This is a genomic window from Paenibacillus sp. JT22N15 (assembly GCF_059383755.1).
Map to the genome: position 1 here is coordinate 219151 of NZ_JBXENV010000012.1, position 24887 is coordinate 244037.

Below are 24887 nucleotides of genomic sequence, written 5' to 3' on the forward strand. Positions count from 1 at the left end.
AAACGGCGGAGGCTCCCGGGCAAACATTCGGGAGCTTCCGCCGTATTTTTATTTCGCTGGTTTTTCACCTAGCATCCATTGCTCATTCTACGAATGCCGCCAAAATCGTCGCGACTTCCGCTCGAGTAATGCTGCCCTTCGGTTTGAGCGTGCCATCATCGTAGCCGCTCAGTACATTTGCTGCGGACAAAGCAGCTATCGCCTCCTTCGCCCAGTCTGAAATGGCTGCATCGTCAGTGAATAAAGGTTCATCGCTATCACCACTGAGCGCAAGCTTTTCCTTCACATTACGGTATACGAGCACAAAAGCTTCCTCCCGCGTAATGGAATCGTTAGGCCTGAATGTGCCTGCGGCATCGCCGCTAACGACTCCCGCTTCACGCAAGGCATGAACCGCTCCGCTGTACCACGCATCTGCCGGAACATCGCTGAAGTTTTTGCTAGCTCCTCCAACTGAATCCATGCCAAGCATGCGATAGATGACCGTCACAAATTCAGCGCGGCTCATCGCGGCATTCGGCTTGAAGCTGCCGTCCGGATAACCCTTCATCAGTCCTTTTTCCGTCAGCTTTGCAATCGAAGCGCTTGCCCAATGGTTCGCTGTATCGCTAAAAGCGCCAGACGGTGTTGGGCTAGGCTCCGTACTCGGTTTTGGACTCGGTGTCGTTGGCGTTGTACCCGGTGCCGTCGACGGAATCGATATGACCGGCGTCGGTGTTGGACCAGTCGTCGAGCCCGGTATGGTCGGTGTTGGACTTGGGCTCGGTATGGTCGGTGTCGGTTCTGCTGGTGTCGGGCTAGGTGTCGGTGTTGGCGTCGTTCCTGGCGTTGGCGTTGGTGTCGGCGTTGGCGTCGTTCCTCCACCGTTATCTTCACCTGCGCTTACCTTCACTTCCGATATGGCAATAAATCCGCCATCTACGGTTGCCACGCTAATATAGGCGGCACCTTTTCCAACCCCGCGCACATAACCTGCTGCATCCACCATTGCCACAGCCGGATTGCTGCTCGACCAGACGACAGACTTATTCGTCGCAGCCAGAGGCGCGACATTCGCTGACATTTGCGCTCCTTCCCCTGCTTTCAGTGCAAGTGCTGAAGGCGCAAGCTGCACACCGGTTACTTTCGTTCCAGACTCGGACTGCCCAGCCTTCGGTACGCTTACAAGCAGGCGGTCATATTCCGCTTGTGTCACTGGAATGACCGTGCCGTGGCGCGGCCGTGACGGGAGCTCATAATTCGCCGATATTTTCCACTCGCCCGAATCGAGATCCGTTGTCTCAAACGGCACATAACCTCTGCCGCCAAATTCATCAATGAACATATACCATTTTTCCTCGGTGTTGGACTTAAATACGGTCGGCCCTTCGCCTTGTGAAATTTGTCCGCGCCCGATGCCCTCCTTGATTACCTTAAAGCTGCTGTCAAAGACACTGCTGCCTGACTCCTGAAAAATAAACTTTCCATTCGGCGTCGCACTGTTATTGCTGCGCTCATCCTTCGTAAAACGATAAACTTTGCCATCATGTCCAATCATCGTCGTATCAATAATCGAGTAGCCATCGTTCATATACTCGACCGGCTCCGAGAACGTATAGAAGTCGCGTGTTTTCGCCACCATCATGCGCTGATGCGTACCTGTGCTGTGGCTTTCGTCGGCATACATTTTCGATGCCCAAAATACGGCATATTCACCGGTCTCCTCGTCATAGAACGCTTCTGGAGCCCAAGTATTCCCTGCCTCCGGCGGAGATACCTCTACCATCCGCTGGTTCGACCAATTTACAAGGTCCGTCGATTCCCATACCATAATCGAGCGGCTTCCGCTCGTCTGGGCGGCTCCCCAATCGCCATTGCCGTAAATTTTCAAATCGGTTGCGATCAGATAAAATTTGTCGCCCTCTGGGGAACGGATAATGAACGGATCTCGCAGACCCTTTTCACCCAAATTCGACGTAATCGCTGGTTGCTCGCCATTCAGTTCCTGCCAGTGCAAGGCATCATTACCTTTGCTCAGTGCAAAATAAATTTGCTCGCCGCTCGCCGAGCCTTCCCCCGTAAAATAGGTGAACGCATAGCCTTTATAGTCGGCTGGCGCAGGCAGCGGCTTCACCGTCGCTAGAAACGCTTTCGAAATCGAGGTTTCGCCATTCGAAATCATGGCAGTCAGCTTCACGGTTGCAGCCTGCTTGCCATGCGCGGGACGTGTAACCTCGCCTGTCGCCGTTATAACATTAGGCTGCTCGCTGGCCCAGGCAATGGCCGATCCATTTGCACCCTTCGCTTGCAGCGTCAAATGTCCGCGAACATCGGCCAAGTTATGGACGATTAGGCTTTGCGCATCCAGCAGCGCTTTCTCCATGAGGCTCGCATCCTTCTCCACGATGACCGTGAAGCTGCGAGTCACCGATTTGGCTCCATCTGTAATCGTAGCTGTCAGCGTGACGCTCTGGTTGCCTGCTTCGTTGGCAGGACGCGTGACAGCACCCGTATTCGATATGACGCTCGGCGTGCCAGACACCCAAGTAATCGTTGTGCCATGTCCACCGCTTGCCGGAAGCTTCAAATTCGTGCGAATGCTGTCCTTGCTCGCATTGCCGTTCAGAAAAGCGCTGTAATCCAAATGGTTCGCCGCATATTCCAGCGTGAGCCCGTCAAGTGCAGCGATCTTCGCCGCAGCCTCCCGCTGTAGAGTCCCAACCTCTGCCCCGCTCAAAGCGCCGTTGAACAGTTTAAAATCAGCGACCATGCCGCCGAAATAGGGATCGGACGTATAAAAGGATTTGCCGATATAGCCGCTGATGCCTCCAGCATTTTTAATCTGGGCCATCGTTTTGCCGCCCGTTGCGGTTGCTCCTACCATTACGCCGTCAATATAAAGCGTTAGCGTCTGCTCCTTTTCAGATAAAACCGCTGTTACCAGCTTCCACTGATTGGTCGTCAGACCAGCTGTGTGCTGCGCGGCTACCTCGTTGTTCCATGAATTTGTCGCAATGCCCGCCCGTGCATTCGCCGCCGATGTGTTATAGCGTGGTGTAAAATACATATATTTGGTGCTGTTCTGCCCTAATGCGAAAGCCCATTCGGCCCCAGCCTTGCCGCTCCAGTTCATCAGCATCGATACCGTCGTATCGGTCAGGCCATCGGTTACCCCTTTTGGCAGCTCAATATAGGAGCTGGTCGTGCCACCTGTGAAGCTGATAACGCCCATCTGCCCAGCATGTATCCGCTCTGCATTTTGCGAATTGACCCAAGTGCCATTAAAGCTTCCAGCCAAATCCTTCACCGTCGTGCCGTCGACTTGGCCCATATCATAATGGACGATCGCCTTCGGCATTTCCGGCTGCTCGCCGCCTCCCGGCGTTTCCGGCAAGTCCGCTGCAAGCGCAGCAATCTGCTCCTTCGTCAGCGCCCGATTGTAAATGCGGAAGTCGTCCAGCTTGCCGTCAAACAAGCCGTGGCTCGCATTTCGGGATTTGCCAATATCGTTTATCGAAGTTTGCAGCAGCATGCGTGGTTCTACGTTAAAGGTGCTGCTGCGCGACACTTCTTTCCCGTCCACATACATGACCGCCTCGAAGCCGTCGATGGATACGGCTACATGATGCCAAGCATTTGCCGCTGGCGTCGCAGCACGAAGCGCATATTTATAGCTCGCGCCAAGCAGCGTCGAATCGCTTCCGAATTTCTCCGTGAATGGCGTCACGATAGCAAATTCAAGGCCGCCAGTATCGCCTGTAGTGCTCAAATACATCGTATTGCGGTTAGCCGCTCTGCCCGTATCCGAAGCAAAGTCGAAAATCCGCTGGTTCAGCTTGTTCTGATCCGCCTTCACCCAAGTGGCGATCGTCGTCTTCTCCAAATTCAAATCGCGCACCAGATTGTCTGGCAGCTTTACATAGCCTGTTGCGCCGTCCAGCTCCACCGAGCTGCCGGAGCTGCCTATTTTATCCGACTCGTTAATGGAGGCTCCGCCAACGAGCGTCGCATTGTGCCCCTGCCCGGACATATCCTTCACTAGCGTGCCGGTTACGCTGCTGCTGTCGAACGTATAATGCACAACTGGATGCTCCTTTTCCGCTGGACCAGGCAAGCCGTATTTCGCTTGCAGCGCATCATATTCCGTCCGCGTTACCGGAATGACCGTGCCATGGCGCGGCCCTGGCGGAAGGGCATATTGATCAGCAGCGAGCAGATTATCCCTAAACTGCGCTCCGTCCTCCAGATTGGTTGATACACGTACATGATAAGGCCAAGAATCGAGGAACATATACCATTTGTCCTCCCGAATATCCTTGAATACGGTTGGCCCTTCATTGTTGCTGCCATGGCCGATGCGTCCCTGGCTGCCATTTTTCGTACCGGCAATCGCTGTAAACTGGTAGCCATTAGCCGCAATGCCGTCAACATCGTCAAAGACGTTAGCTGCCTTCTCATAAAACACTTTGTAGCCGATTTCCGATTTCGTAAAACGATACAGGTCGGTGCCCTCCTGAAGCATCGTCGTATCGATCGTCGGGAACGCTTCATCCATATATACCTTTGGCTCGGAAAACGTATAAAAATCCCGCGTCGTCGCGTAATACATAACGTTGTACTGCCCCGATGGTCGGCCGCTGGCGTATTTGCCATACGTATCGGCATCCTTCATGGAAGAAGCCCAGAATACGACGTATTGTCCGGTTTTCTCGTCATAGATTGCCTCAGGCGCCCACGTGTTGCCGCCGTTTTTCGGCGCGACCTCGACCATCCGCTGCTCGCTCCAGTTGACGAGATCGTCAGATTCCCAAATCATAATCGAATGGCTGCCCGTTATTTGCGCCTGGTCAAAATTTGTGCTTTCGCCCATGCGCAAATCCGTCGCCAGCAAATAAAACTTATCGCCCTCATGCGAGCGCATAATGAACGGGTCGCGCAGCCCCTTCTCGCCCAGCGTCGATTGAATAATTGACTGGCCGTTATTCAGCGCCCGCCATTTGAGCGGGTCTTCGGCTGTCGCAAAGGAAATTTCTTCTCCGCCCTCATACTCCCCGGTAAAATAAGCAAAGAAATAAGCGTCATAATCGAGGCTCGGCGGAGCCTGCTTCACGGTCAGCTGGAACAGCCGCTGTGTGCTTGCGCTGCCTTTTTTCACCGTGGCCTTGAGCGTAACGACGGCATCCTTATCTGCGGGACGCAGCACTCTGCCCAGCTGCGCCGCATCGCCTGCCGCCTGCGCTGAGCCTTTCACAACCGCCGGATCACTCGATTCCCACTCAATGCTGGAGCCGTTCCCTCCAAGCTGAGGCAGCGTCAAATGGCCCTTAACCTGATCTAGATTACGGACGATTAGCGCCGCCGCATCCGCCTCCGCGATAGCGCTTTCAGAAAATTCCTTCAATACTTTAAAGCTCAGTACCCGCTGCATGGAAAGCCCCTGATACGTCAGGCTCGCGGTTAGCTGCACCGACTTATCCGCTTCTGACGCCGCTGGACGCGTCACCTTTCCATCTGCGGCAATGACCGCCGCATCGCTGGAGCTCCATGCAATCGCTACGCCATTGCGGCCAGCTGCCGGCAGCGTCAAATTTTTCGTAACCGCATCAGCGCTCGAATCGCCTGAGGCAAGCATAGTCGCTGGAGCGAGTGCATCCGCTGCCGTTGTCAGCACAAGCTGCTTGAGGTCCGTGATTGTGCCGGAAGCCTGCGTATACAGATCAGCCGCCTGCTGATCGTTCAGCGCATAATTGTAGACGCGGAAGTCGCCTACCAAGCCGCGATAGAACGCATCGCCCGCGAAAATAGATTTGCCGATATAGCCGGAGTAGTTCGTCCCCGTATTAATAATATCGGCAAGCTTAATGCCCTTCGCCGAGCCGGAGGATGCCTTCACGCCGTCAATATACAGCGTTATCGTATCCGCTGCACCGGAAAAAACGACCGTCACCTGCTTCCAGGCTCCCGCTGCAAGTGTAGCAGCCCCTTTCCACAGCGCTTCATTGCGCCAGCCGCTTTTCGATATGCCGGCAGCCGCATAATTACCCGTGCTGCCATGACGCGGCGTAGCAAACAAATATTTGTTACCATTCTCGGGATCGCTTGTCGTGGCACCGAATCCGAATATCCAACGGTTCGTGCCGTCGTTCTCCCAGTTGACGAGCGAGGAAATCGTGACATCGGTTAAGCCGCTCAGCAGATCCTCGCCGCCTGCGCCTTTCGGTATTTCAATATAGCCGCTGTTCGCGGAAGCCGCGCCTCCGTTAAAGCCAGCAAAACCAGCAGTGCCATTCGCCACAAGCTGGCCATTCGATGGATTGCGGAAAATGCCGTCATATACGGCTGTTCCGCCAGCTACATTTTTCACAATGGTCTGCCCTGCATCGGTTGCCGTCGTCTTCATATCATAGTGTAAAATCAGGCCGGGCTGGTACACCGACTCCGCTGCCGACACCCCTTCATCCAAATAAGCAGGCTCCTCCTCCGTTGCCCAAACCGCTCGTGGCGCAAGCCCCGTCAGCGTGCTGAGCAGCATAGCTGCAACCAGCAGCACCGCTGCTATTTTTCTTCGCTTCATGTTCCCCCTCCTAAATGTATGCGTTTTCATTAGTTCGTAATAATTAAATAGCATAGCGCCCCGCTACACAATGGGATTATTTATGCCAGTCGTTTAATTTTTTGTTCAATTCCGGCCTCGCGATATCAAAAATAGAATAAGCAGGCTGAAAAGTACGTTTTTCACCTTTTCTCACGGCTAACACTGCGTATAGGGCCCATCAATATGCTGCGTTTGGCACAAATGGGATCAGCCCTTTTTGTCATGACTATGAAATGAATTGAATAATTTAATTTAACAAGGTAAAATTTTCATATTGCTAACTATACGATTTCATCACTTCCCGGAGGAGACCTGCGCAATGAAAAAAATGCTGCTCAGCCTGCTGCTCATGAGCCTGCTGCTGACGGGCTGCATGTCAGATGCGGCAAATGGCTTCAATTCCAGCATTAAGCTGCTTAAATATGCTTGGCAGACGCCGGAGAAGCTTTCCGTGCAGCAATTAAAGCAAAAATACGGCGAAACGAGCAATAAGCCGATTATGCCGCTCTACAATGTAGCCAAAGATATGAAATTCGATTTTCATTTTCAATCCGATTTGACGCAGCTCGATAATTTAAAGTGGGAAGAAACGATTACGGTTCATACAGACCGGCAGGCGCTGCCCTCCAGCCAAATGGCTTCATTCAACCGGGTCACCCCTGTGGAAGGCAGCAAAAGCATAATCACGGTCGAGCCGCTGGATTCAGGTGTGCTGCCGCTTCCTTCCGCTTCCTCCTCTGATCCATTAGGCTGGGGAAATGCGCCGATTTATTATCTCCGCATTGATTATGACATGGCTTCCACTACGCCCAAAAAGCTGGAGGAGCCGCTCATTATCCCATTCACGGTGGAGTCCAAGCTGCCCGTTCCGAATCTCACCTATGAAATAAGCGAGGATGGCAGGCTAAAGCTCTTATGGGATAAAATAACCGGGGTCAGCGAATACAAGGTGTACCAGACCTTCCCCAAAGCTCGGAAAACGGATGGAACGACAAGCGCTCCGGGCAAAAAATCCGCCTTTTATTTGGAGACCCCTGTCCTGATTGAGCGGGTCAAAGGAACGGAGCTCGAAGATTTTGGCGATACCACTTACGACCAATTAGAGCTGGATACGGGCGAGAGCTTTACACTCGCGCAAAATACCGGGGTACAGGGCAACTTTTATGTCACAGCCGTTTCCAACGGCAAGGAATCCAACTTCAGCGCCCCCGTCGTGACGGCCGATTTGTCAAGCCAGCTTCCGACGGAGGTTACCGACGAATATGAAGGAGAATTGTTCGGCAATACCTATGAATACGTAGATGATCTGCCATACAGCGTCGAGGTCAAGCATACGGATGGCTCTATCAGCTTTAAGGACATCGTGTATGAAACGGATGCGCTTGTCCTTGAGCCGTCCAGCCCCCTGCGCATTCCTTATTCCATTAAAGGTACAGCGCTGACAGGCGTCGTCTGGGTCGAAGACGTCACCCTTGAGGATATTGATTATGTAGCCTCCTGGTATGAGGACGAGGATGACGAAGCCGATAATACAGCTAATACCGGCTACGTCCAGCCGGAAAATACGACCTATTTTATACCGGATGCCAATGTGCCGACTATTATTACCCGCTACACCAAAGCGGCTTCGACTACCGACAACCTGATTGATCGGCAAATCGAAAATACGCGCCTCGTCGTCGCCAAGGGCGATAAAGCAAAGGTTCCAACCGACAAGCTGCTGGAGAAGCTAAATATTTCTGCCGACTCGGCGCTAGAGGAATATTTGGCCCGCAACTTGATGACCGGAGAGGAAGACATTTCGCTTATGTCCTTTCCCGAAGCGCAAAATACCGAGGTTCTCATTGACGTCGTCGAGAAGGTCATGTACCAAAACCCATATATTATCGGGCTTGCAAGCTACGGCTACGATTACCGCACACTTTCGCTTTATGTGTCCTACGAGAATCCGGTCAAGGAGATGCGCGCGAAGCAGCGGGAAATTATGCAGGAGGCCGAACGCATTATTGCAGCCACGATTACGCCAGATATGAACGACGAGGAAAAACGGCTGGCGATCTATGATTATTTGAACGATACGACGGTATACGATGATGATGCGCTGGATAATGCGTATAAATATGATTTTCGCAAGGTGGACCCGGAGTTTTATGATGCTTACAGCACCTACGGCATAATGGTCAATAAACTCGGCGTCTGTATGAGCTATGCCTACACCTACAAGCTGCTGAACGAGCTCGCTGGCGTGGAGACGATTGTCGTAACCGGCTATTTGGATGGCGTTCCCCATGCATGGAACAAGGTCAAAATTGGCGAAGAATGGCTGAACGTCGATCCGACCAACAATGCGACCAATTCAGATGTTCCTTATATGCTCTATAACGCGAGCGATGCGACCGCCATTAACGAGGAATATGTAGAGGATGTGTCTTATTGGCTGGACGATGAGCTCGACCAATATACCGGCGATAGCAATAAATACGACTACTATGTGAAAAATGGTCTCGAAATCACCTCCAATAAGCAATATCGCATGGAGCTGACGAAGCTCGTGCAAAGCGGGCAGGATCAAATTATTTTGCGCCTTTCCCCTGAGGTCGATTATTCGGAAATGCTGGATGACACTTGGGATATCGTATGGGAAGAGGTACCTGATCAATATGACGATGCTGAATTGTTCTATATGGGCAGCTACGTGCTGCTGGAATTATAAGATTTGACGAGGCACAAATACGGTAAGAGTAAGGATAGAAAAATTATATACTTTCCTATATTTGCAGCAAAGCCCGCCCTTCAGCTAGCGTTGAAGGGCGGGCTTTTGTTGATTCGCCTAAATTTACTGCGGTATCGCGGCGGGGCTTCGCATCGTATGATGCGTCAGCTTCATGAAGGGGTGGAGGCCTAGCGACTCGGCGAGCCCGATTGAGGCGGCATTCGTCTCCAGCACATGGTATCTAGGCCTCAGCCCTCTCTGCCTCAAATGCTCCAACGCGGCAGCTACAAGCTGCCTTGCCAAGCCTTGCCCACGCCAGCGCTCCCGGGTATGGACGCCTGCAATTTCCCAAATGTCTTTATAATTGCAAAAAATAAAGCAGCCGGCAGCAGCCTCGCCGTCCCGGTAAATCACGAAGGCATAGGCGCGTTCGGCAAAATAGCCTCGCAGCTCCTCCGGCGTATAGCCGTTGCTGCAAAGCAGCGGCAGCAGTTCCTCTGTCAGCGTCTCTTGCTTCACAACGTCTTCATTATTAATCGCCTTATGCTGCTTATGCTGCTGCACGTTGCTGCTGGTAAGCTCGTCTTGGCTCGTATAGGAAATATATGCTCTGGCCTGCTCCAACTCGTAGTATTGGGCAAGCTGTTCCCGATACTCATCCTTCTGGAGCTTGAATACGAGGCGGGCACCTGTGGGAACAGCTGTGAGCAGTTCGGGCAGCAGCGACTGCTCCGTATACGCGACAAAAGCGATATAGTCAGCTTCGGGATACGTTTGCTGATCATAAGGATACGCTTCGATTGGAAGCAGCAGGAGCAGCCCCCATCGCGATGGTTCAGAGCCCTCGATGAGCTTGCTGCTGATGGCCCCCTCATAAGCCTCGATCATTTTCAGCAGCGTAATGTTCGTAAGCGTGTCCTGTTCCAGAAGCGGCACTATTTGATTCAGATGCTGCATCATCTTCCTCTCCTTTTATACGAACCATAACATAGCTGCGAGAGGGCTTCAAACCATCCTTTTAAATAAATCCGCCATTCACGCGCAGCGTTTGCCCGGTTACCCACTGCGACTCCTTGCTTGCCAGAAACAGCACTACCTGTGAAATGTCCTCCGGCTCGCCCAGCCGTCCAAAGGAATTGGCATTGCTGATCGCCGTTATCTGCTCCTCCGTCTTCCCTGCCTTGAACAGCTCCGTGTTTACAGGTCCCGGTGCAATGGCATTGATCGTAATGCCTTTCGGACCAAGCTCCTTCGCAAGCTGGCGGGTAAACTGCTCCACCGCGCCTTTCGTTCCTGCGTAGGTGCTGTAAGCCTTGAACATATGGCCCGCCACTGACGTTGAAAAATTAATGATGCGCCCGTTTTCCTTCATATGCAGCGCTGCCTGCTGGATGGCAAAAAAGGTGCCTTTGACATTAATCTCAAATTGCTTGTCAAAATCCTCTTCCGTTATGCTTGCTAGCGGCTTGTTGATCATAATGCCTGCGTTGTTAACCAAAATGTCTATCTGACCATAGGCTTCCAATGTTTTGTGGAATAGCTCTTCGATCTCTGCTACCTTGCTGATATCCGCTCTAATTGCTGTTGCTTCCCCGCCATCGCGTTTAATTCCAGCGACTACCTCGTCCGCCTTTGCTGGGCTGCTTGCATAATTGACCACTACCTTGGCTCCATACTGTGCCAAATCCTCAGCGATTTTCTGCCCAATGCCTCTCGATGCGCCCGTAACTAATGCCACTTTGCCCGTTAAACTTTTCTCCATCTGTGGTCCCATCCTTTGTCGCGAGGTGCTGTGCCTCGTTGTTATTGAATAGAGTATATACTGGCATGTTACAACTGTCAAATAACAAATATTATTTTTTGTCATTTGTGTATTGACAATCTTTTAAAATCACCGTGAAATGATTTCACGTTTTCCTCTGTTTTTTCCCTATTGAACGCAAAAAAATACGCCTGTTAGAAACGGCTGCCGGAGTGCTCCGATCTGTTTCTAAAGGCATATTTATTGTAATCCCGCAAGCAGCAAGCTCCACACGGCATCAAAATCCTGATCGATTTCCTTGCTCGACCATTCGCGCACAAAAGCCGGATGATGAAATTTCGTCGTCGCCAGAAAAATAGCCCTTGCCGTCGCATGCGCATCACCCGGCTTAAACTCGCCGCTGTGCATGCCGCGTTCTACAATGATGGCAATCTGCTTGACCAAGTGATCGACATGCGCCGCAATTAAATCAACGGCTTCCAGCGTTACCGCTGAGTACATTGCAAACATCTCCGCATCCTCAAGCGCATACATCTGCTTCTTCTGCATAAGCGCGTCAAGCCATGAGCGCAATTGCATAGCAGCGCTGCCGTCCGTTGCAGTCGCAATCCCTTCTAGAGGCTCGGATACGCTTTTATCCAGCCATCTCTCGGTAACTGTCTCTCGAAGCGCAGCCTTGCTCGCAAAATGCCGATATAAGGTGCCATGACTAACCTGGAGAAACTTCGCGATGTCCGTAACCGACGTTTTATCGGGGCCATATCTCCGAAGCACCTGTTCCGCTGCGTCCAATATGGCTTCCTTCGTTAGCGGCGTTTCATTTGCCATTGTTATCCCCTCTTTGTTCGTTTTGCTGCTTCAACCATATCATATGGTCCAGCCCAATACAAATGTCAAAAGCTCAACTTTGTCAGTCCAGGCTTTTTGCTTTCTCCATAAAAAAACCGATAACGATGCAGCACAGAGGTTGGGAGAAGCGCGTTGCTTAGTACACCCTTCCCGCTACCTTCGCTGCTTATCGCCATCGATTTTACCTGTTATTTCCGAGCAGGCTGTACTTTAAGCAGCTTGCCTTTAACCGTCGTGTTTTTCATCGCTTGCAGCACGAGGCTGCCTTTGCCATTCAAAATTTCCACATACGTCTTATTGTCCTCAATGGTAATGATGCCGATATCTACGGCCGTCATGCCCTCGATTTTCGCAATGGTGCCGACGAAATCAACCGCTCTGAGCTTATTTTTCTTGCCTCCGTTGAAATGAAGCTTGAGGATGTCTGCGCTGAGCTGTGACTTCTTGTCCTGCTTCAATTCTGGACTTGCTTTCAGCTTCAGCTCAAAGCTTTCCCTGCGGCTGTTCACGACATCTTCAGGCGGAGCTTCCGCCTGCCGGATTTTAAACCCGATGTACGCCTCAACATTAGCGAGAAAAGAATCCTCATTTGGCGTCAAGAACGAGATCGCCTTGCCTTTGTTGCCTGCTCGTCCAGTTCGGCCTGCGCGGTGGACAAAGCTTTCCTTCTCCATCGGAAAATCGTAGTTGATCACATGGGTAATCCGATCAATATCAATGCCTCGCGCCGCTACATCAGTCGCCACCAAATAACGGAACTCGCCTCTGCGGTATTCGCCCATTACGCGATTGCGATCATCCTGTTCCATGCCGCCATGAATTTTGCCAATCGGATAACCGAGCTGGGTCAGCTCATGATGCACCTCATCGACATTCACCTGCGTCCGGCAAAAAATGATGCAGCTGTCCGGGTTTTCCATCACCGTCACGTCCTGCAGCAATTGCAGCTTGCGGTTATCCCGCACGATATACAACGAATGATCGATTTCGGCCTTCGCGGCGCCCTCAGCTTTAATCGCAATATCCACCGGATCATTCATATAGCGATGGCACAGCCGCTCTACATCCTTCGGCAGCGTAGCGGAGAATAGCAGCGTCACCCGATCCTTCGGCAGCTCCTGAATAATCATTTCCAGCTGCTCGATGAAGCCCATGCTCAGCATTTCGTCTGCCTCGTCAATGACGAGGAAGCGCAGCTTCTCCAGATCGATCGTATCTTTTTCGATATGATCCATAATGCGGCCAGGCGTACCGACGACCACATGATTTTTTTGCGTCAGCTGCATGCGCTGTGGGGCAAAGGGCTGCTTGCCATAAATCGCTGTCGCTTTAATTCTTTTGTAACGGCCTATATTCGTGATGTCCTCGGTTACTTGATCAGCAAGCTCGCGTGTCGGTGTTAGAATGAGCGCCTGCGGGCGATTTTCGTCCCAATCCACCATTTCGCAAATGGGAATGCCATAGGCCGCCGTCTTGCCGCTGCCGGTATGCGACTTGACCGTAAGATCGCGCTTGCTCAGTGCAATCGGAATGACTTCGCGTTGTACAATGGTCGGCTGCTTGTAGCCTAAGCTGTCCAGCGCCCGGGTAATGTCTTCACTTAATTGATAATCCTTAAAGCTTGCTTCACTCATCATAGAGCTCCTTTGGTGACTGTTATATTAGCTAGTCAATTAAATATCGTTCCTTCAATACGTTCAAATGGTGAAGCTCGTGACCGGCGATAATGTAGGCTAGCGCCAATGCCGTTACCTCGGAATCGCTTGCGTTGCCGCGCCGTGACAGCGCCTCATCGGAAAGCTTGCTAACCAGCTTCAGCGTCGATTGCCTGATCGCCCGATAATCTTCAGCAAGCTCCTCGATCGTATACTCATCAAACCGCGCACCCGCTACAAACACATCCTGCTCAAAACCAGGCAGCGGCGTCGAATCGCCCCGTGAAATCCGCAGCAGGCGATAGCTCATCACGCGCTCGGTATCATTAATATGGCCAATAACTTCCTTAATGCTCCATTTGCCTTCCGCGTATTTAAAACTGCCGCGCTCCTCCGGAATGCTTGCCAGCAGCTCGCTTGTCGCCTGCTGTGCCTCTAGCAGCACATCCTTAATGCTGCCTTCGGGCACTTTTTCAATATACGTTTCATAGTAAGGATTAAAGTCATTTCTAGAAGGTCGATTGCTCATAATCGTTTCCTGCCTTTCCCCATTTTCAAAGCTATAGTTTCAGAGATTGTAGCATTCCCGCCCCCGTTTGAAAAGAGCGCAGCCGCGTCCTACCCGCTGCAACCGCAAAGCGGGCTGTTCCCCAAGGCGAAGTCCTCCGCCCTAGTGAACAGCCCTTGTCTAACGGGTGGGCAACTGAGGCCCGCCGATTATCTTGTTTGCTACTCTAAGGAGCTGCGAGGAAATTAGTACCCGCTTTTGTTGACAAAATCTCCACGGTTTTGGGAGTTTTGTCAATAAATTAGCGGTACTTTATTTCGTCGCAGTCTCTAAGCTCTATTATACGCTATTTCACTGCTACAAACGGTTTATCTTGCGAGACAGCCAGCTGATGCAAATAAATGCCGGTGCCATCGCCGATTGCATAGTTCATAATGCGCTTATTCACCGGAACAAGCTCGGAGCGGTATAGAGTCGGGAATACCGGAACCTGATCAACCATATATTGCTGCCATTCTTTATAAATGCCTTTGCGTACCTCTACATCAAAGGCTTTCTCCGAGACGCCCTCGGCAAGCAGCCTGCTATTCTCCTCCGTCTCAAAACGCGGGAAGTTATAAATCGCATCTTTGCCATATAGACCAGCAGGGTCTACATCGATGCCAACAGACCACGCCGCCTGATAAACATCAACCGCAGGATCGTCGTCCCCATTGTTGCCTACACGGTCATAGAAGGAGTTGAACTCGACCATTTCCAGATTGACATTAAGGCCGATTGCCGCCCATGATTGCACATAATAACGGGCCAACGGCTCAGCAATATCTCCGCCTGTCATCGAAATAAAATTGATAACCAGCTCGCTGCCATCTGGATTTGTACGGAATTCGCCGTTTAATTTATAGCCCGCGTCGTCCAGCAGCTTTTTCGCCGCTTCTGGATCGTAGGTTACGCCTTTATTGGTGGAATCATGGAACTCTGGGTGGGACGGCGGAATAAGCGTCGTCGCATTCCAGCGCAGGCCGTGATAGAACTTTTTGCCAACCGCATCATTGTCCACTGCCTGCCACATCGCCTTGCGCAAATTCACATCGCCCATTTTCGCCTTGTCATTCGGCTTAACGACTTTTGCTTCTTTATCCCATGTACCAAGCTTAAAGCCGACATACGTATACGCGCGATCGATCGTGCCGAGGAATTCGACGTTCGACATGCCCGCATTGTCCGGATATTGGTCAACCGGGAAGGAATCGACGAGATCAACGCCGCCGCTCTCAAGCTGCTGCACAACCGTCGTTGGGTTGATGACCTTCAGCACAACCTCATCAAGAGCGGGCTCCCCGCGCCAGTAATCGGTATTTTTCTCAAATACAACCGACTCGCCTGGTACAATTGATTTCACTTTAAAAGGTCCGAAGCCGATCGGCTTCTCGCGCACTTCCTTGGAAGCGGAAATTTTCGCTACATCCATATCGCCAAAAATATGCTTCGCCAGCGGATAATTCCATACACCGCCCGTTAACAGGGAAGGGGTGGATTGAATGTACGTAATTTGCAATTGTTTTTCACTCAGCACCTTAATGCCGGAAATCGTCTTTGCCTTGCCAGCATGAAACTCCTCCATGCCTTCAATATTCGTAAAATTGGAATCGTAACGCGGGCCATCATAAGCTTTATTTCCGATGATTTCATGCGCGAACAGCCAATCCTCCGCCGTCACCGGCTCGCCATCCTGCCAATTGACATTGTCGCGAATGGTGAAGGTAAACGTGCGCCCATCCTCGGAAACCTCATAGGTTGCTGCGCCGTCATTCGTATAGACGTAGTTGGCATCCCAAGTCAGCAGCCCTTCATCGAACCACTGCAAAACCATCGCATCCGGGTTGCCCGAATAGAAATTGTAGTTCAGCGTACCTTCAAATGGCGTATCGGACACCAAGCCGTAAGTGACGGAGCCGCCCTTCAGCGCCGTACCTTCATTAATTTTCACCTTGTTAAAATCCTCAATGGAATAAAGACCGTCATCTTCAGCTGGAGCTGCACTTGCACTAGCCGCAGGTTCGGCACTCGCCCCAGGACTTGCGCTCTCGGCTGCCCCGCTTCCACCATTTGATGTACATGCCCCCAGCATTAGCGCGAGCACAAGCATCAGCGAAACGAATACATACTTTGTCCCCTTACCCTTTCCCATTACACCATCTCCTCCTTTTATTAACCTTTTCTTTGTCTTGCGTCCGTCGCACGCTTTAGCGCTTGACCAACATTATTTATACTCAACATCAATACCAAGATCAGCACTGACGCGGGTAACCAGATCCACCATCTGCTCTCCAGGGTTTGCGGGTTTCTCGCATAGCTGACTAAGGTACCGAGGCTCGGCGTACTTTCAGGAAAGCCAAAGCCAAGAAAGGAAAGGCCGGATTCAAGACCGATGTTCGCTGCCAGATTCAGCGTCATCGTCACAATAATGATGGAGCTGAGATTTGGCAGCAGCTGCGTAAACATGATTTTCAAATGGGAGGAACCGAGCGTTCTGGACGCTTGAATGTAATCCAGCTCCCGCTCCTGCAGAGCCTTCGACCGAATCAGCCGGGCAATGCCCATCCACAGAAATGCCGTCATAATGAGCGAGAACGAAACAATGCTGTATTTAGGCACGGCGGTCACGAACGCAATTACAATCATGAGCGTCGGCAAAATCATAAAGAAATCGACGAAGCGCATAAACACATTGTCCACGCTGCCGCCAAAATAACCTGACAGCAGCCCAATCAGGATGCCGATAATCCCCGTCATCAGCGTCACAATAATGCCGATGGACAAGGAGTTGCGCGTGCCGATAATCAGCTGCCCGAATACATCCCGCCCGCCATAGTCCGTCCCCAGCCAAAAATCGGCGGAAGGCGGCTTGTACAGCGAGAACAAATCGACGGTTACGATCTGCTTCTGATCCAGCACAAGTGAAATGCCGTACACAAAGACGATAACGAGTCCTAGAAAAAGAAAGGAAGCAAACGCCACCTTGTCGCGGACAATTTCCCGCCAGATGATTTTCCAGCCGGAGGGGCTTCGGTCCGCCTCGGCGGTTGCAAGCTTGCTCATAGTTTAAGCCTCCCAACGCGCTTATTTGATCCGAATCCGGGGATCGACGATGCTCAAAATCAAATCCGATATTAAAGCTCCCAAAATCGATGCGAGCCCATACAGCAGCACCAGCGCCGTCACGACGCTGAAATCCCGTAAGGAGATGGAGCTTAGAAACAGCTGGCCCATGCCGGGATAGCTGAAGATGCTCTCGATAAATACAGTGCCGCCGATCAAGCCCGTAATCTCATAGCCGAAAAAGGCGGCAATCGGCAGCAGCGAGTTGCGCAAAATATGGCGGTTGTAGACGCGGGACTCCGAAGCCCCCTTAGCCCTTGCGGTCAAAATAAAATCGCGCTGCTTCGTATCAATAATTTCGCTGCGCAGCAGCTGCACCGTCGTCACGGTCGTAATCAGCGCCATCGATAGAGCCGGGAGCAGCAAATGATAAATTTTGCTAAATACATAAGCAGCTGTGCCAGGCTCTACTCCCGGCTTAACGCTGCCGCCTGTAGGGAACCAGTCAAAGTGGAAGCCGAACAGCCACAGCATGACCAAGCCAAAAATAAACAGCGGCGCAGCAAAGCCCAAATAGGTATAGCCCGTAATGAGGCGGTCCGCCCAAGTATCGTTGTAGCGGCCGCTGGTAATACCAAGCGGAATCGCGATTAGATAAGTCAAAATCAGCGTCGCGACCGACAGCCAGATCGTATTGGATATGCGCTGGCCAATGAGCTCGGACACGGGCATTTTGAAGCGGAACGATTGTCCAAAGTCGCCCTGGAGCGCATGGACCATCCAGTTCCAGTACTGCACATGCCACGGATCGTTCAGACCAAGCCGCTCTCGCTGCGCTTCCAGCGCCGCAGGATCAAGGCTCGGATCAACAAGGCCTGTGAGCGCATCGCCCGGCATCGCTTTAGCGAGCAAAAAGACGAGAATGCTAAGTAAAAATAATTGCGGAATCATAATGAATATACGGCGAACAATCGTTTTCCACATCGCTATCCACCTTTCCCAGGCAGAGCTACTAGATGCGTGCTTGAGATCGGCCTTAATGAATAGGCCAGGCCCTCTTCGTCAAAATAGTCTCTGTAGGCTTGATCATATTCGGCTTTTACCTCTGCTCTAAACTGTCGCTGTTTCTCTCTTTGTGTAGGGTCGATATCTGGAATGGCTGCAAGGAGCCTCTTGGTGTAAATATGCTGAGGGTTATGAAAAATATCTGAGGTTGTGCCTTGCTCAACATGTCTGCCCTTGTACATAATGCCGATGTGATCGCACATATGCCGGATAATGCCAAGGTCATGACTGATAAACAAGTACGTGAGGTTTAATTGCTTCTGGATGTCCTGCATAAAATTAAGCACCTGCGCCTGTACGGATACGTCCAGCGCCGATACGGGCTCGTCGGCAATGATCAGCTTCGGCTTTAAGGCAATCGCCCTGGCGATGCCGATCCGCTGCCGCTGGCCGCCGGAAAACTCATGTGGATATTTGTAGATCGTCTCTGCGCTTAAGCCCACTTGCTCCAGCAGCTCGCGCACGCGCCGCTTCTCCTCCTGCTCAGACAGCCGCTCGAAGTTGCGCAGCGGCTCCGCCACAATGTCGATGACGCGCTTCTTCGGGTTAAGCGAGGAATACGGATCTTGAAAAATCATTTGAATATCGCGGCGGGCATTCAGCAAGCCGCGCTTGCCGCCTTCGTTCAAGTCCTTGCCTTCGAATATGACGCTGCCGGACGTAATCGCATTCAGCCCGATAACCGCCCGCCCCGTCGTCGTCTTGCCCGAGCCGGACTCGCCAACGAGTCCATAGGTGCTGCCCTGCTCAATGGACAAGCTTACGCCATCTACCGCTTTGACCTCGCCAACCGTTCTGCCGAATAAGCCGCCGCGAATCGGAAAATGCACCTTTAAATCTTTAATATCAAGAAGCGCCATAGTCAGCCCCCTTCCCGTCCACTTTAGGAAAATAAAAAGTCCGATAGCAGGTGCAGCGGACGAAATGACCGGGACTTACTTCGTGCATCGCAGGCTCCGCCTCATGTGCCGCCTCCTCCATCCATGGAATGCGTGAGCGGAAGCGGCAGCCCTCGCGGGGCAGCTTCTGCAAGGAGGGCACAATGCCCTGAATGACATGCAGCCGAGACTTCTCAGCACTGGCCGCCGGGATCGAGCTGAGCAGCGACTTCGTATAGGGATGCTGCGCATTTGAAATGAGCGTATAAATATCGGCGATTTCCACGATCTGTCCCGCATACATAACGGCTACGCGATCCGCCATTTCCGCCACAACTCCAAGATCATGGGTGATGAGGATAATGCCTGCGCCAATATCACTCTTCAGCTTGCGGATCAGCTCCAAAATTTGCAGCTGGATCGTCACATCAAGCGCCGTCGTCGGCTCATCGGCAATGAGCAGCTTCGGCTCATTGGCAATCGCAATCGCAATGACGACGCGCTGCCTCATTCCGCCGGACAACTCATGCGGATATTGCTGATACGTGTGCTCAGGGCGGGGAATGCCGACCTTATCAAGCAATTCCAGCACCTTCGCCTTGCGCTGCTCCGCCGTCAGCTTGTCGTTATGGAGCAGCAAAGCCTCCTCAATCTGGCTGCCAACAATCATGAGCGGATTGAGGGCAGACAGCGGGTCCTGAAAAATCATGCCCATCTCCTTGCCCCGCAGCTTGTTTAATTTGCTTGGAGGCAGATGAGCCAAGTCCTGCCCCTTATAATAAATATGCCCTTCGATTTTCGCCCGCGTATGGAGACCCATAATCGAAAAGGCCAATGCGCTTTTCCCCGAGCCGGATTCGCCAACAATCGCTAAAATTTCATTTTTTCTGACCGTTAACGTAACGTCATCCACTGCTGCATAATAGCGGTCAGCGATCCGAAAGGACGTCGTTAAATGCTCCATTCTCAGCAATTCCTCACTCACATTTAATCACCCTAACGAATTATAATTTCGAGCGTTAATTAAATTGATAATTCTGAAAATAATGACGGGCTTAGCTCGGCATTATCAGGCGAATCTAGCTGTTCGAATGTGACATCATGGGACTCAATCTATGTCACATTTTATATCATTAAGAATAGAGTTACAATACTTTTTATTTATCTTTCTCTCTTTTTTTAACATCTAGTTCGATTTAAGAGATAATGTTAGTCAAGTATTAACATATAAGAGGGGATAATATTTATTTAAATCCTTAAATAAATATTCACACCTGTCATTTAATTAAATAATTAATTCAATATATTTTTTAATTATAATTCTTCCTGAATTTAGATATTGTGCGTTTTTCATAAAGAAATTACGATTTTCTGCTTAGCCCATACAGGAAAAAGTTGTAAATTCTACTGAAAGCAACAAAATCACGCTGCACTATTCTCTTTTTTTATTCGAAGGCCTGCATAAACCCCCATCTCTAGCGAAGCAGCTAAACGCAAACGGCTGTCACCGTCCTCTAGCGGCAAAGCTTCCGTTTCGAGGGTGAAATTTTTCTATGCTTATATTTACAAAAAAAGCTGGCATCCCTGTTTGGATACCAGCCTCTCAAACCCTTTTTTCCCGGATCTGTGCTCCCTCTCCTCCAGCAGTCGTTCTAGAGAAAAATGAGCAGCAGGATACCGGCGACAAAGCAATAATAGGAGAAATATTTCAAATAGCCGCGCGCCATAATGTTCATGAACCAGCGCATAGAGAAATAGGTGACGATTAAGGTCGCGATAAAGGCAATGAGATAAGGAATCATCAGCGAAGTACGGTTAGGATCATTCGCGATATCCGAGATGCCCAGCACCAAGCCGCCCAAGCTAATCGGTATGTACAGCATAAATGAAAACCGCAGCGCCGTCTCCTGCTTCATGCCGACAGCAATCGAAGTAATGACCGTTGAGCCGGAGCGGCTAATACCGGGAATGAGCGCGACCGCCTGCGCCAAGCCTACAATTAAAGCGTCCTTGAACGTCAGGTCGCCATCCCGCTTGCGTCCTCGCAAATTGCGGATAAGCCAGAGCGCCACACCCGTTACGAGCAGCGATATCGCCACCGTACGGACGGAGGAGAAATAAGACTCAATTTGATCCTTGAACAGCAGCCCGATAATGACGGCAGGCACCGTTCCAACGACGACGTACATGGCGAACAGGAAGTCGCTTTTGTAAGCCTTGTCCCGTGTTCTCATATAATTGATGGTGTTAACAACTAGCCGATTAATATCCTGGCGAAAAATGTAGCCAATCGCAATCAGCGATGCCGTGTTCGTTAAAATCTCAAAGGCTAGCCCTCGCTGTTCAACCCCGAGCAGCTGCTGGGCGATAATTAAATGTCCGCTTGATGATACAGGGATAGGCTCTGTAAAGCCCTGAATAATACCGAGAATTAAATACTTCAGCCATAATACGAAATTGTCCATACCGTCTCCTTTTTTGCTTGTATTTACCTCCCCTATCATAACGCACCCTAGTAAAAATGATCAAATCTCCTATGTTGCCCGCCACTGGCAATCATGGTATAAATAGCGAAAGCATAAATCATTTCCAGTTGCAAAAGGGGGCAGCCTCAACGACTATGAAAATCGAGCGAATACTTCCCGAGCCTATTGAAAGCTTTCCCTATCAAACAGCGGCGGCTGGCGGCGGGACCTTCCCTGCGCTGCTGCCCGTCTATCAGGGCTTTGTATCTGGACTGCCAGAGCGTATAGATGCCCTGATAGTCACCTCCGATTTGCAGGGCGTTGCCATCGATGATGGATGCGAGGTTCAGCTGGGCGAGCTGCTGCCCGAATATTTAGCGCTATTAATGGCGATTGAATTTCCCCATCTTTCCCTACAGCGTATGGTCGCTCTGTTGTGCGGCGATTTATATGGAGATGCTGGCAAAAGGGGCAGCAGCGGCAACCCCCTTCCCGTCTGGCTCGCTTTCGGTGAAACATTCGGCTGGGTCGCAGGTGTACCCGGCAACCATGATATAATGGAGTCTGCGCATATGAATATGCTCGCCGCTAGCGATTGCATGCATCTCATGGACCTGCCAGCTTTGACCGAAATATTAGGACTCCGCCTTGCCGGTCTAGGCGGCATTATCGGACGAGCGGACAAGCCTAATCGCATGTCCCAGCACGATTATGTGAAGTGGCTTCGCAAGCTTATTATGAAGCAGCCCCACGCTTTGCTTTTGCATCAGGGACCGGATGAGCCGGCACTTGGACTTGAGGGGAACAGCGCCATTCGCGCTGCGCTTGAACAACTGCCAGAGACGCTCGTTTTTTGCGGGCATTCGCACTGGGAGCTTCCCTATGCCACGCTTAGCAATGGAAGCCAGATTTTGAATGCGGATGGCAAGGTTTTCATCCTGCTGCCCGCTTAGTTGAAGCACTGCTTTTAGCTATTCTTATATATACGCCAACAGAGGAGAGGTTTCGCATTGAAGCTGGTTTCATGGAATGTTAACGGGCTGAGAGCCTGTGTGAATAAAGGGTTTAATGATTATTTTGCCGAGATGGACGCGGATATTTTCTGCCTGCAGGAGACGAAGCTTCAGGAGGGGCAAATTTCGCTGGAGCTTGGCGAGGCGTATTCGGACTACTGGAACTATGCCGTGAAGAAGGGCTATTCCGGTACGGCTGTGTTTACGAAAAAACCGCCGCTTTCCGTCCGCTACGGCATTGAAGAAAACGAAGAGCCGGAAGGCCGCATTTTGACGCTGGAATTTGAAGGCTTCTATTTAGTTAATGTATATACGCCTAATGCCAAGCGCGATTTGCTGCGGCTGGACTATCGACTGGAATGGGAGGATCGCTTCCGCACTTATTTGCAGCAGCTTGATGCGGTGAAGCCCGTCATTGTCTGCGGCGATCTCAACGTCGCCCATCAGGAAATCGATCTCAAAAACGCCAAAGCCAACCACGGCAATTCCGGCTTTACCCCGGAAGAACGCGGCAAAATGACCGAGCTGCTGGCGGCCGGTTTTATCGACAGCTTTCGCCACCTCTACCCAGACCGTACCGATGCCTATACATGGTGGTCCTACATGCCCAAGGTTCGCGAACGGAACGTCGGCTGGCGGATTGACTATTTTCTGATCTCAGAGCGACTAGCTCCGCTGCTGAAGGATGCGGCTATTGATTCCGCTATTATGGGTAGCGATCATTGTCCGGTACTGCTAAGCATTGACCTTTAATGAAGAAATAATAGTTTGAGCCGTCAAATTCTGCTTGCAGATATTGACGGTTTTTTTGTGTTTTTCTTTTTTATTTCAACATTATTCGACGTTTTGCTACTTCATTCTTTTCAATTAGACACATCCGTTCAGAATCGGTTCAGCCCTAAAAAGTAAAATGAAGCTAAGCATCTTACTATTCGTAACAAGGAGACTCGGACAAATGAACGATAATTGGCGCAAAATGACCGCATTATCCCTGAAAAAGGGCCCCACTCTTTTTGTTTGTGCTGCAGTATTGGGAACCACCTTGTCACTATCTGCTCCGGCATATGCAATTCCAGAACCTTCGAACTACTTTCTTCCTGTAGTAAACAATGATCTGCACTGGGTTAAAAATGATTCCAATGCGAATGCGGGAATGGGATCAACCATTAACGTTTATGGCAGCTACTTCTCATTGGATTCACAGAAGCTCTTCCCCCCATCAACCGTCATAACGATGTTAACTGCTACTTCCAGCGATACAAGCGTCGCGTCTGCGAACGCTTATTTGCCCAACTTTGAGATGGAAATATTCGGCCCGGGAACGACTGAAATCAGGGTTGAAGGCGTTACCTCTGAAAATGAAAAGCTGACCGAACACTTTCGCGTGACGGTAGACCTCTTCGCCGATACGAATAAAGACGGCATGATTACGTCAGCGGATGCCTTTCACATCGTTCGGGAGCTCAATAGAAATTCCACCCTTACTCCCGGAGACTTCAATTTATATGATATCGACCGCGACAGATCCGTAACGGCAGCGGACGCTTCCGCCTTAATGGACCTCTACACTGGCAAAACCGTTCTAGACTCGTCTAAAAAATATATCGTCACCTTAAGCGCCATTGACGATGCTCCAGCTATATATAACGGCTCTTTAAGCGCGGATACATGGGCACCAGGCCAAACGGTGACCGCGGAATACAGTTATTTTGATCCTGAAAATGACTTCGAAGGCAATAGCCGCTTTAAATGGTTCCGCGGCCTGCAAGCAGATGGCTCGGACCGTACGGAAATCATAGGCGCAACGTCGAACAGCTATACTCTTCAGCAAACCGATCTCAATTATTATGTTTTCGCAGAAGTGACGCCAGTTGCCGAATCCGGCGATCTGCTGACGGGCGAAACTGTCCTATTGAAGCCCGATTCTATCGTATTGAGTGCTACTCCTATCATTGTTAGCCTTACACCCGAAAATTACAGTGTAAATGTCGATAGAAATGCTGATATTGTCTTCACTTTTGATAGAGAGGTTACGGCTGTTCCTGGTAAGCACATTCGTTTTTATCATTCTGGAATAGACAGCTTTGTATTAGACTATCTTGCCAATGATGATTACAATATTGAGGTTGTTGGGAAAACCGTCACTATTAAACACCTAGCTGGAAAACTGTCATACGGTACGCACTTTGTTCTTTTCATTGATCATGGTGCCTTTAAAGATGCAAACGGTAATGATTATGCAGGCTTCGATCAAGGAGAATGGGAATTCACTACCAACTACCCGAGCTAACTCTGCATTAGCC

At 50.8% G+C, this 24887-nt stretch carries 16 protein-coding genes; 4 read left to right on the forward strand and 12 right to left on the reverse strand.

Features of this window, described 5'->3' with window-relative positions:
• Positions 1-82 precede the first annotated feature (82 nt).
• A complete protein-coding gene (locus AC50X8_RS23495; RefSeq protein ID WP_494881839.1) occupies positions 83-6553 on the reverse strand; it encodes an immunoglobulin-like domain-containing protein in 6471 nt (2156 codons plus the stop codon).
• Positions 6554-6893: 340 nt separating this feature from the next.
• Between AC50X8_RS23495 and AC50X8_RS23500 the strand changes: the two genes are divergently transcribed.
• Positions 6894-9287 (forward strand): transglutaminase domain-containing protein, encoded by a 2394-nt coding sequence (locus tag AC50X8_RS23500; RefSeq protein WP_494881841.1) that lies wholly within the window; start codon positions 6894-6896, stop codon positions 9285-9287.
• 123 nt (positions 9288-9410) lie between these two features.
• On the opposite strand, the gene AC50X8_RS23505 is transcribed toward AC50X8_RS23500, so the two are convergent.
• The 11 genes from AC50X8_RS23505 to AC50X8_RS23555 all read right to left on the reverse strand — a co-directional run bounded on the left by AC50X8_RS23505 (position 9411) and on the right by AC50X8_RS23555 (position 21571).
• The gene (locus AC50X8_RS23505) at positions 9411-10247 is read right to left on the reverse strand and encodes a GNAT family N-acetyltransferase (protein WP_494862581.1); all 837 of its coding nucleotides are present in this window, start codon (positions 10245-10247) and stop codon (positions 9411-9413) included.
• 58 nt (positions 10248-10305) lie between these two features.
• Complete coding sequence (locus AC50X8_RS23510) at positions 10306-11049, reverse strand: SDR family oxidoreductase (RefSeq protein ID WP_494862582.1); 744 nt, start codon at positions 11047-11049, stop codon at positions 10306-10308.
• Between the two features lie 240 nt (positions 11050-11289).
• Complete coding sequence (locus tag AC50X8_RS23515) at positions 11290-11877, reverse strand: TetR/AcrR family transcriptional regulator (protein ID WP_494862584.1); 588 nt, start codon at positions 11875-11877, stop codon at positions 11290-11292.
• A gap of 209 nt (positions 11878-12086) precedes the next feature.
• On the reverse strand, positions 12087-13532 hold the full coding sequence (locus AC50X8_RS23520) for a DEAD/DEAH box helicase (protein ID WP_494881843.1): 1446 nt from the start codon (positions 13530-13532) through the stop codon (positions 12087-12089).
• Between the two features lie 31 nt (positions 13533-13563).
• On the reverse strand, positions 13564-14082 hold the full coding sequence (locus AC50X8_RS23525; protein WP_494862587.1) for a DinB family protein: 519 nt from the start codon (positions 14080-14082) through the stop codon (positions 13564-13566).
• A 325-nt stretch (positions 14083-14407) separates the two neighbouring features.
• Positions 14408-16252 (reverse strand): oligopeptide ABC transporter substrate-binding protein, encoded by a 1845-nt coding sequence (locus AC50X8_RS23530; RefSeq protein WP_494862589.1) that lies wholly within the window; start codon positions 16250-16252, stop codon positions 14408-14410.
• 20 nt (positions 16253-16272) lie between these two features.
• A complete protein-coding gene (locus AC50X8_RS23535) occupies positions 16273-17163 on the reverse strand; it encodes an ABC transporter permease (RefSeq protein WP_056033588.1) in 891 nt (296 codons plus the stop codon).
• 21 nt (positions 17164-17184) lie between these two features.
• The gene (opp4B, locus tag AC50X8_RS23540) at positions 17185-18147 is read right to left on the reverse strand and encodes an oligopeptide ABC transporter permease (protein WP_056033585.1); all 963 of its coding nucleotides are present in this window, start codon (positions 18145-18147) and stop codon (positions 17185-17187) included.
• A gap of 2 nt (positions 18148-18149) precedes the next feature.
• On the reverse strand, positions 18150-19088 hold the full coding sequence (locus AC50X8_RS23545; RefSeq protein ID WP_056033583.1) for an ABC transporter ATP-binding protein: 939 nt from the start codon (positions 19086-19088) through the stop codon (positions 18150-18152).
• Positions 19075-20091 (reverse strand): ABC transporter ATP-binding protein, encoded by a 1017-nt coding sequence (locus AC50X8_RS23550; RefSeq protein WP_494862592.1) that lies wholly within the window; start codon positions 20089-20091, stop codon positions 19075-19077. Before AC50X8_RS23550 ends, AC50X8_RS23545 begins: the two co-directional genes overlap by 14 nt.
• A gap of 667 nt (positions 20092-20758) precedes the next feature.
• A complete protein-coding gene (locus AC50X8_RS23555) occupies positions 20759-21571 on the reverse strand; it encodes an undecaprenyl-diphosphate phosphatase (RefSeq protein WP_494881845.1) in 813 nt (270 codons plus the stop codon).
• 155 nt (positions 21572-21726) lie between these two features.
• Here AC50X8_RS23555 and AC50X8_RS23560 point away from each other — a divergent pair, with 155 nt between their 5' ends.
• The 3 genes from AC50X8_RS23560 to AC50X8_RS23570 all read left to right on the forward strand — a co-directional run bounded on the left by AC50X8_RS23560 (position 21727) and on the right by AC50X8_RS23570 (position 24874).
• The gene (locus tag AC50X8_RS23560; protein ID WP_494881847.1) at positions 21727-22524 is read left to right on the forward strand and encodes a metallophosphoesterase; all 798 of its coding nucleotides are present in this window, start codon (positions 21727-21729) and stop codon (positions 22522-22524) included.
• Positions 22525-22581: 57 nt separating this feature from the next.
• Entirely contained in the window at positions 22582-23337 is a 756-nt protein-coding gene (locus AC50X8_RS23565; RefSeq protein ID WP_494881849.1) for an exodeoxyribonuclease III, read from the forward strand.
• A gap of 202 nt (positions 23338-23539) precedes the next feature.
• Positions 23540-24874 carry an Ig-like domain-containing protein gene (locus AC50X8_RS23570; protein WP_494862600.1) on the forward strand — a complete coding sequence of 445 codons (1335 nt, stop codon included), beginning with the start codon at positions 23540-23542 and terminating at the stop codon, positions 24872-24874.
• The last annotated feature ends 13 nt before the right edge of the window (positions 24875-24887 follow it).

Coding starts and splice junctions, on each gene's coding strand:
- AC50X8_RS23495 (WP_494881839.1), bottom strand. CDS start 6,553: ATGAAGCGAAGAAAAATAGCAGCGGTGCTGCTGGTTGCAGCTATGCTG.
- AC50X8_RS23500 (WP_494881841.1), top strand. CDS start 6,894: ATGAAAAAAATGCTGCTCAGCCTGCTGCTCATGAGCCTGCTGCTGACG.
- AC50X8_RS23505 (WP_494862581.1), bottom strand. CDS start 10,247: ATGATGCAGCATCTGAATCAAATAGTGCCGCTTCTGGAACAGGACACG.
- AC50X8_RS23510 (WP_494862582.1), bottom strand. CDS start 11,049: ATGGAGAAAAGTTTAACGGGCAAAGTGGCATTAGTTACGGGCGCATCG.
- AC50X8_RS23515 (WP_494862584.1), bottom strand. CDS start 11,877: ATGGCAAATGAAACGCCGCTAACGAAGGAAGCCATATTGGACGCAGCG.
- AC50X8_RS23520 (WP_494881843.1), bottom strand. CDS start 13,532: ATGAGTGAAGCAAGCTTTAAGGATTATCAATTAAGTGAAGACATTACC.
- AC50X8_RS23525 (WP_494862587.1), bottom strand. CDS start 14,082: ATGAGCAATCGACCTTCTAGAAATGACTTTAATCCTTACTATGAAACG.
- AC50X8_RS23530 (WP_494862589.1), bottom strand. CDS start 16,252: ATGGGAAAGGGTAAGGGGACAAAGTATGTATTCGTTTCGCTGATGCTT.
- AC50X8_RS23535 (WP_056033588.1), bottom strand. CDS start 17,163: ATGAGCAAGCTTGCAACCGCCGAGGCGGACCGAAGCCCCTCCGGCTGG.
- opp4B (WP_056033585.1), bottom strand. CDS start 18,147: ATGTGGAAAACGATTGTTCGCCGTATATTCATTATGATTCCGCAATTA.
- AC50X8_RS23545 (WP_056033583.1), bottom strand. CDS start 19,088: ATGGCGCTTCTTGATATTAAAGATTTAAAGGTGCATTTTCCGATTCGC.
- AC50X8_RS23555 (WP_494881845.1), bottom strand. CDS start 21,571: ATGGACAATTTCGTATTATGGCTGAAGTATTTAATTCTCGGTATTATT.
- AC50X8_RS23560 (WP_494881847.1), top strand. CDS start 21,727: ATGAAAATCGAGCGAATACTTCCCGAGCCTATTGAAAGCTTTCCCTAT.
- AC50X8_RS23570 (WP_494862600.1), top strand. CDS start 23,540: ATGAACGATAATTGGCGCAAAATGACCGCATTATCCCTGAAAAAGGGC.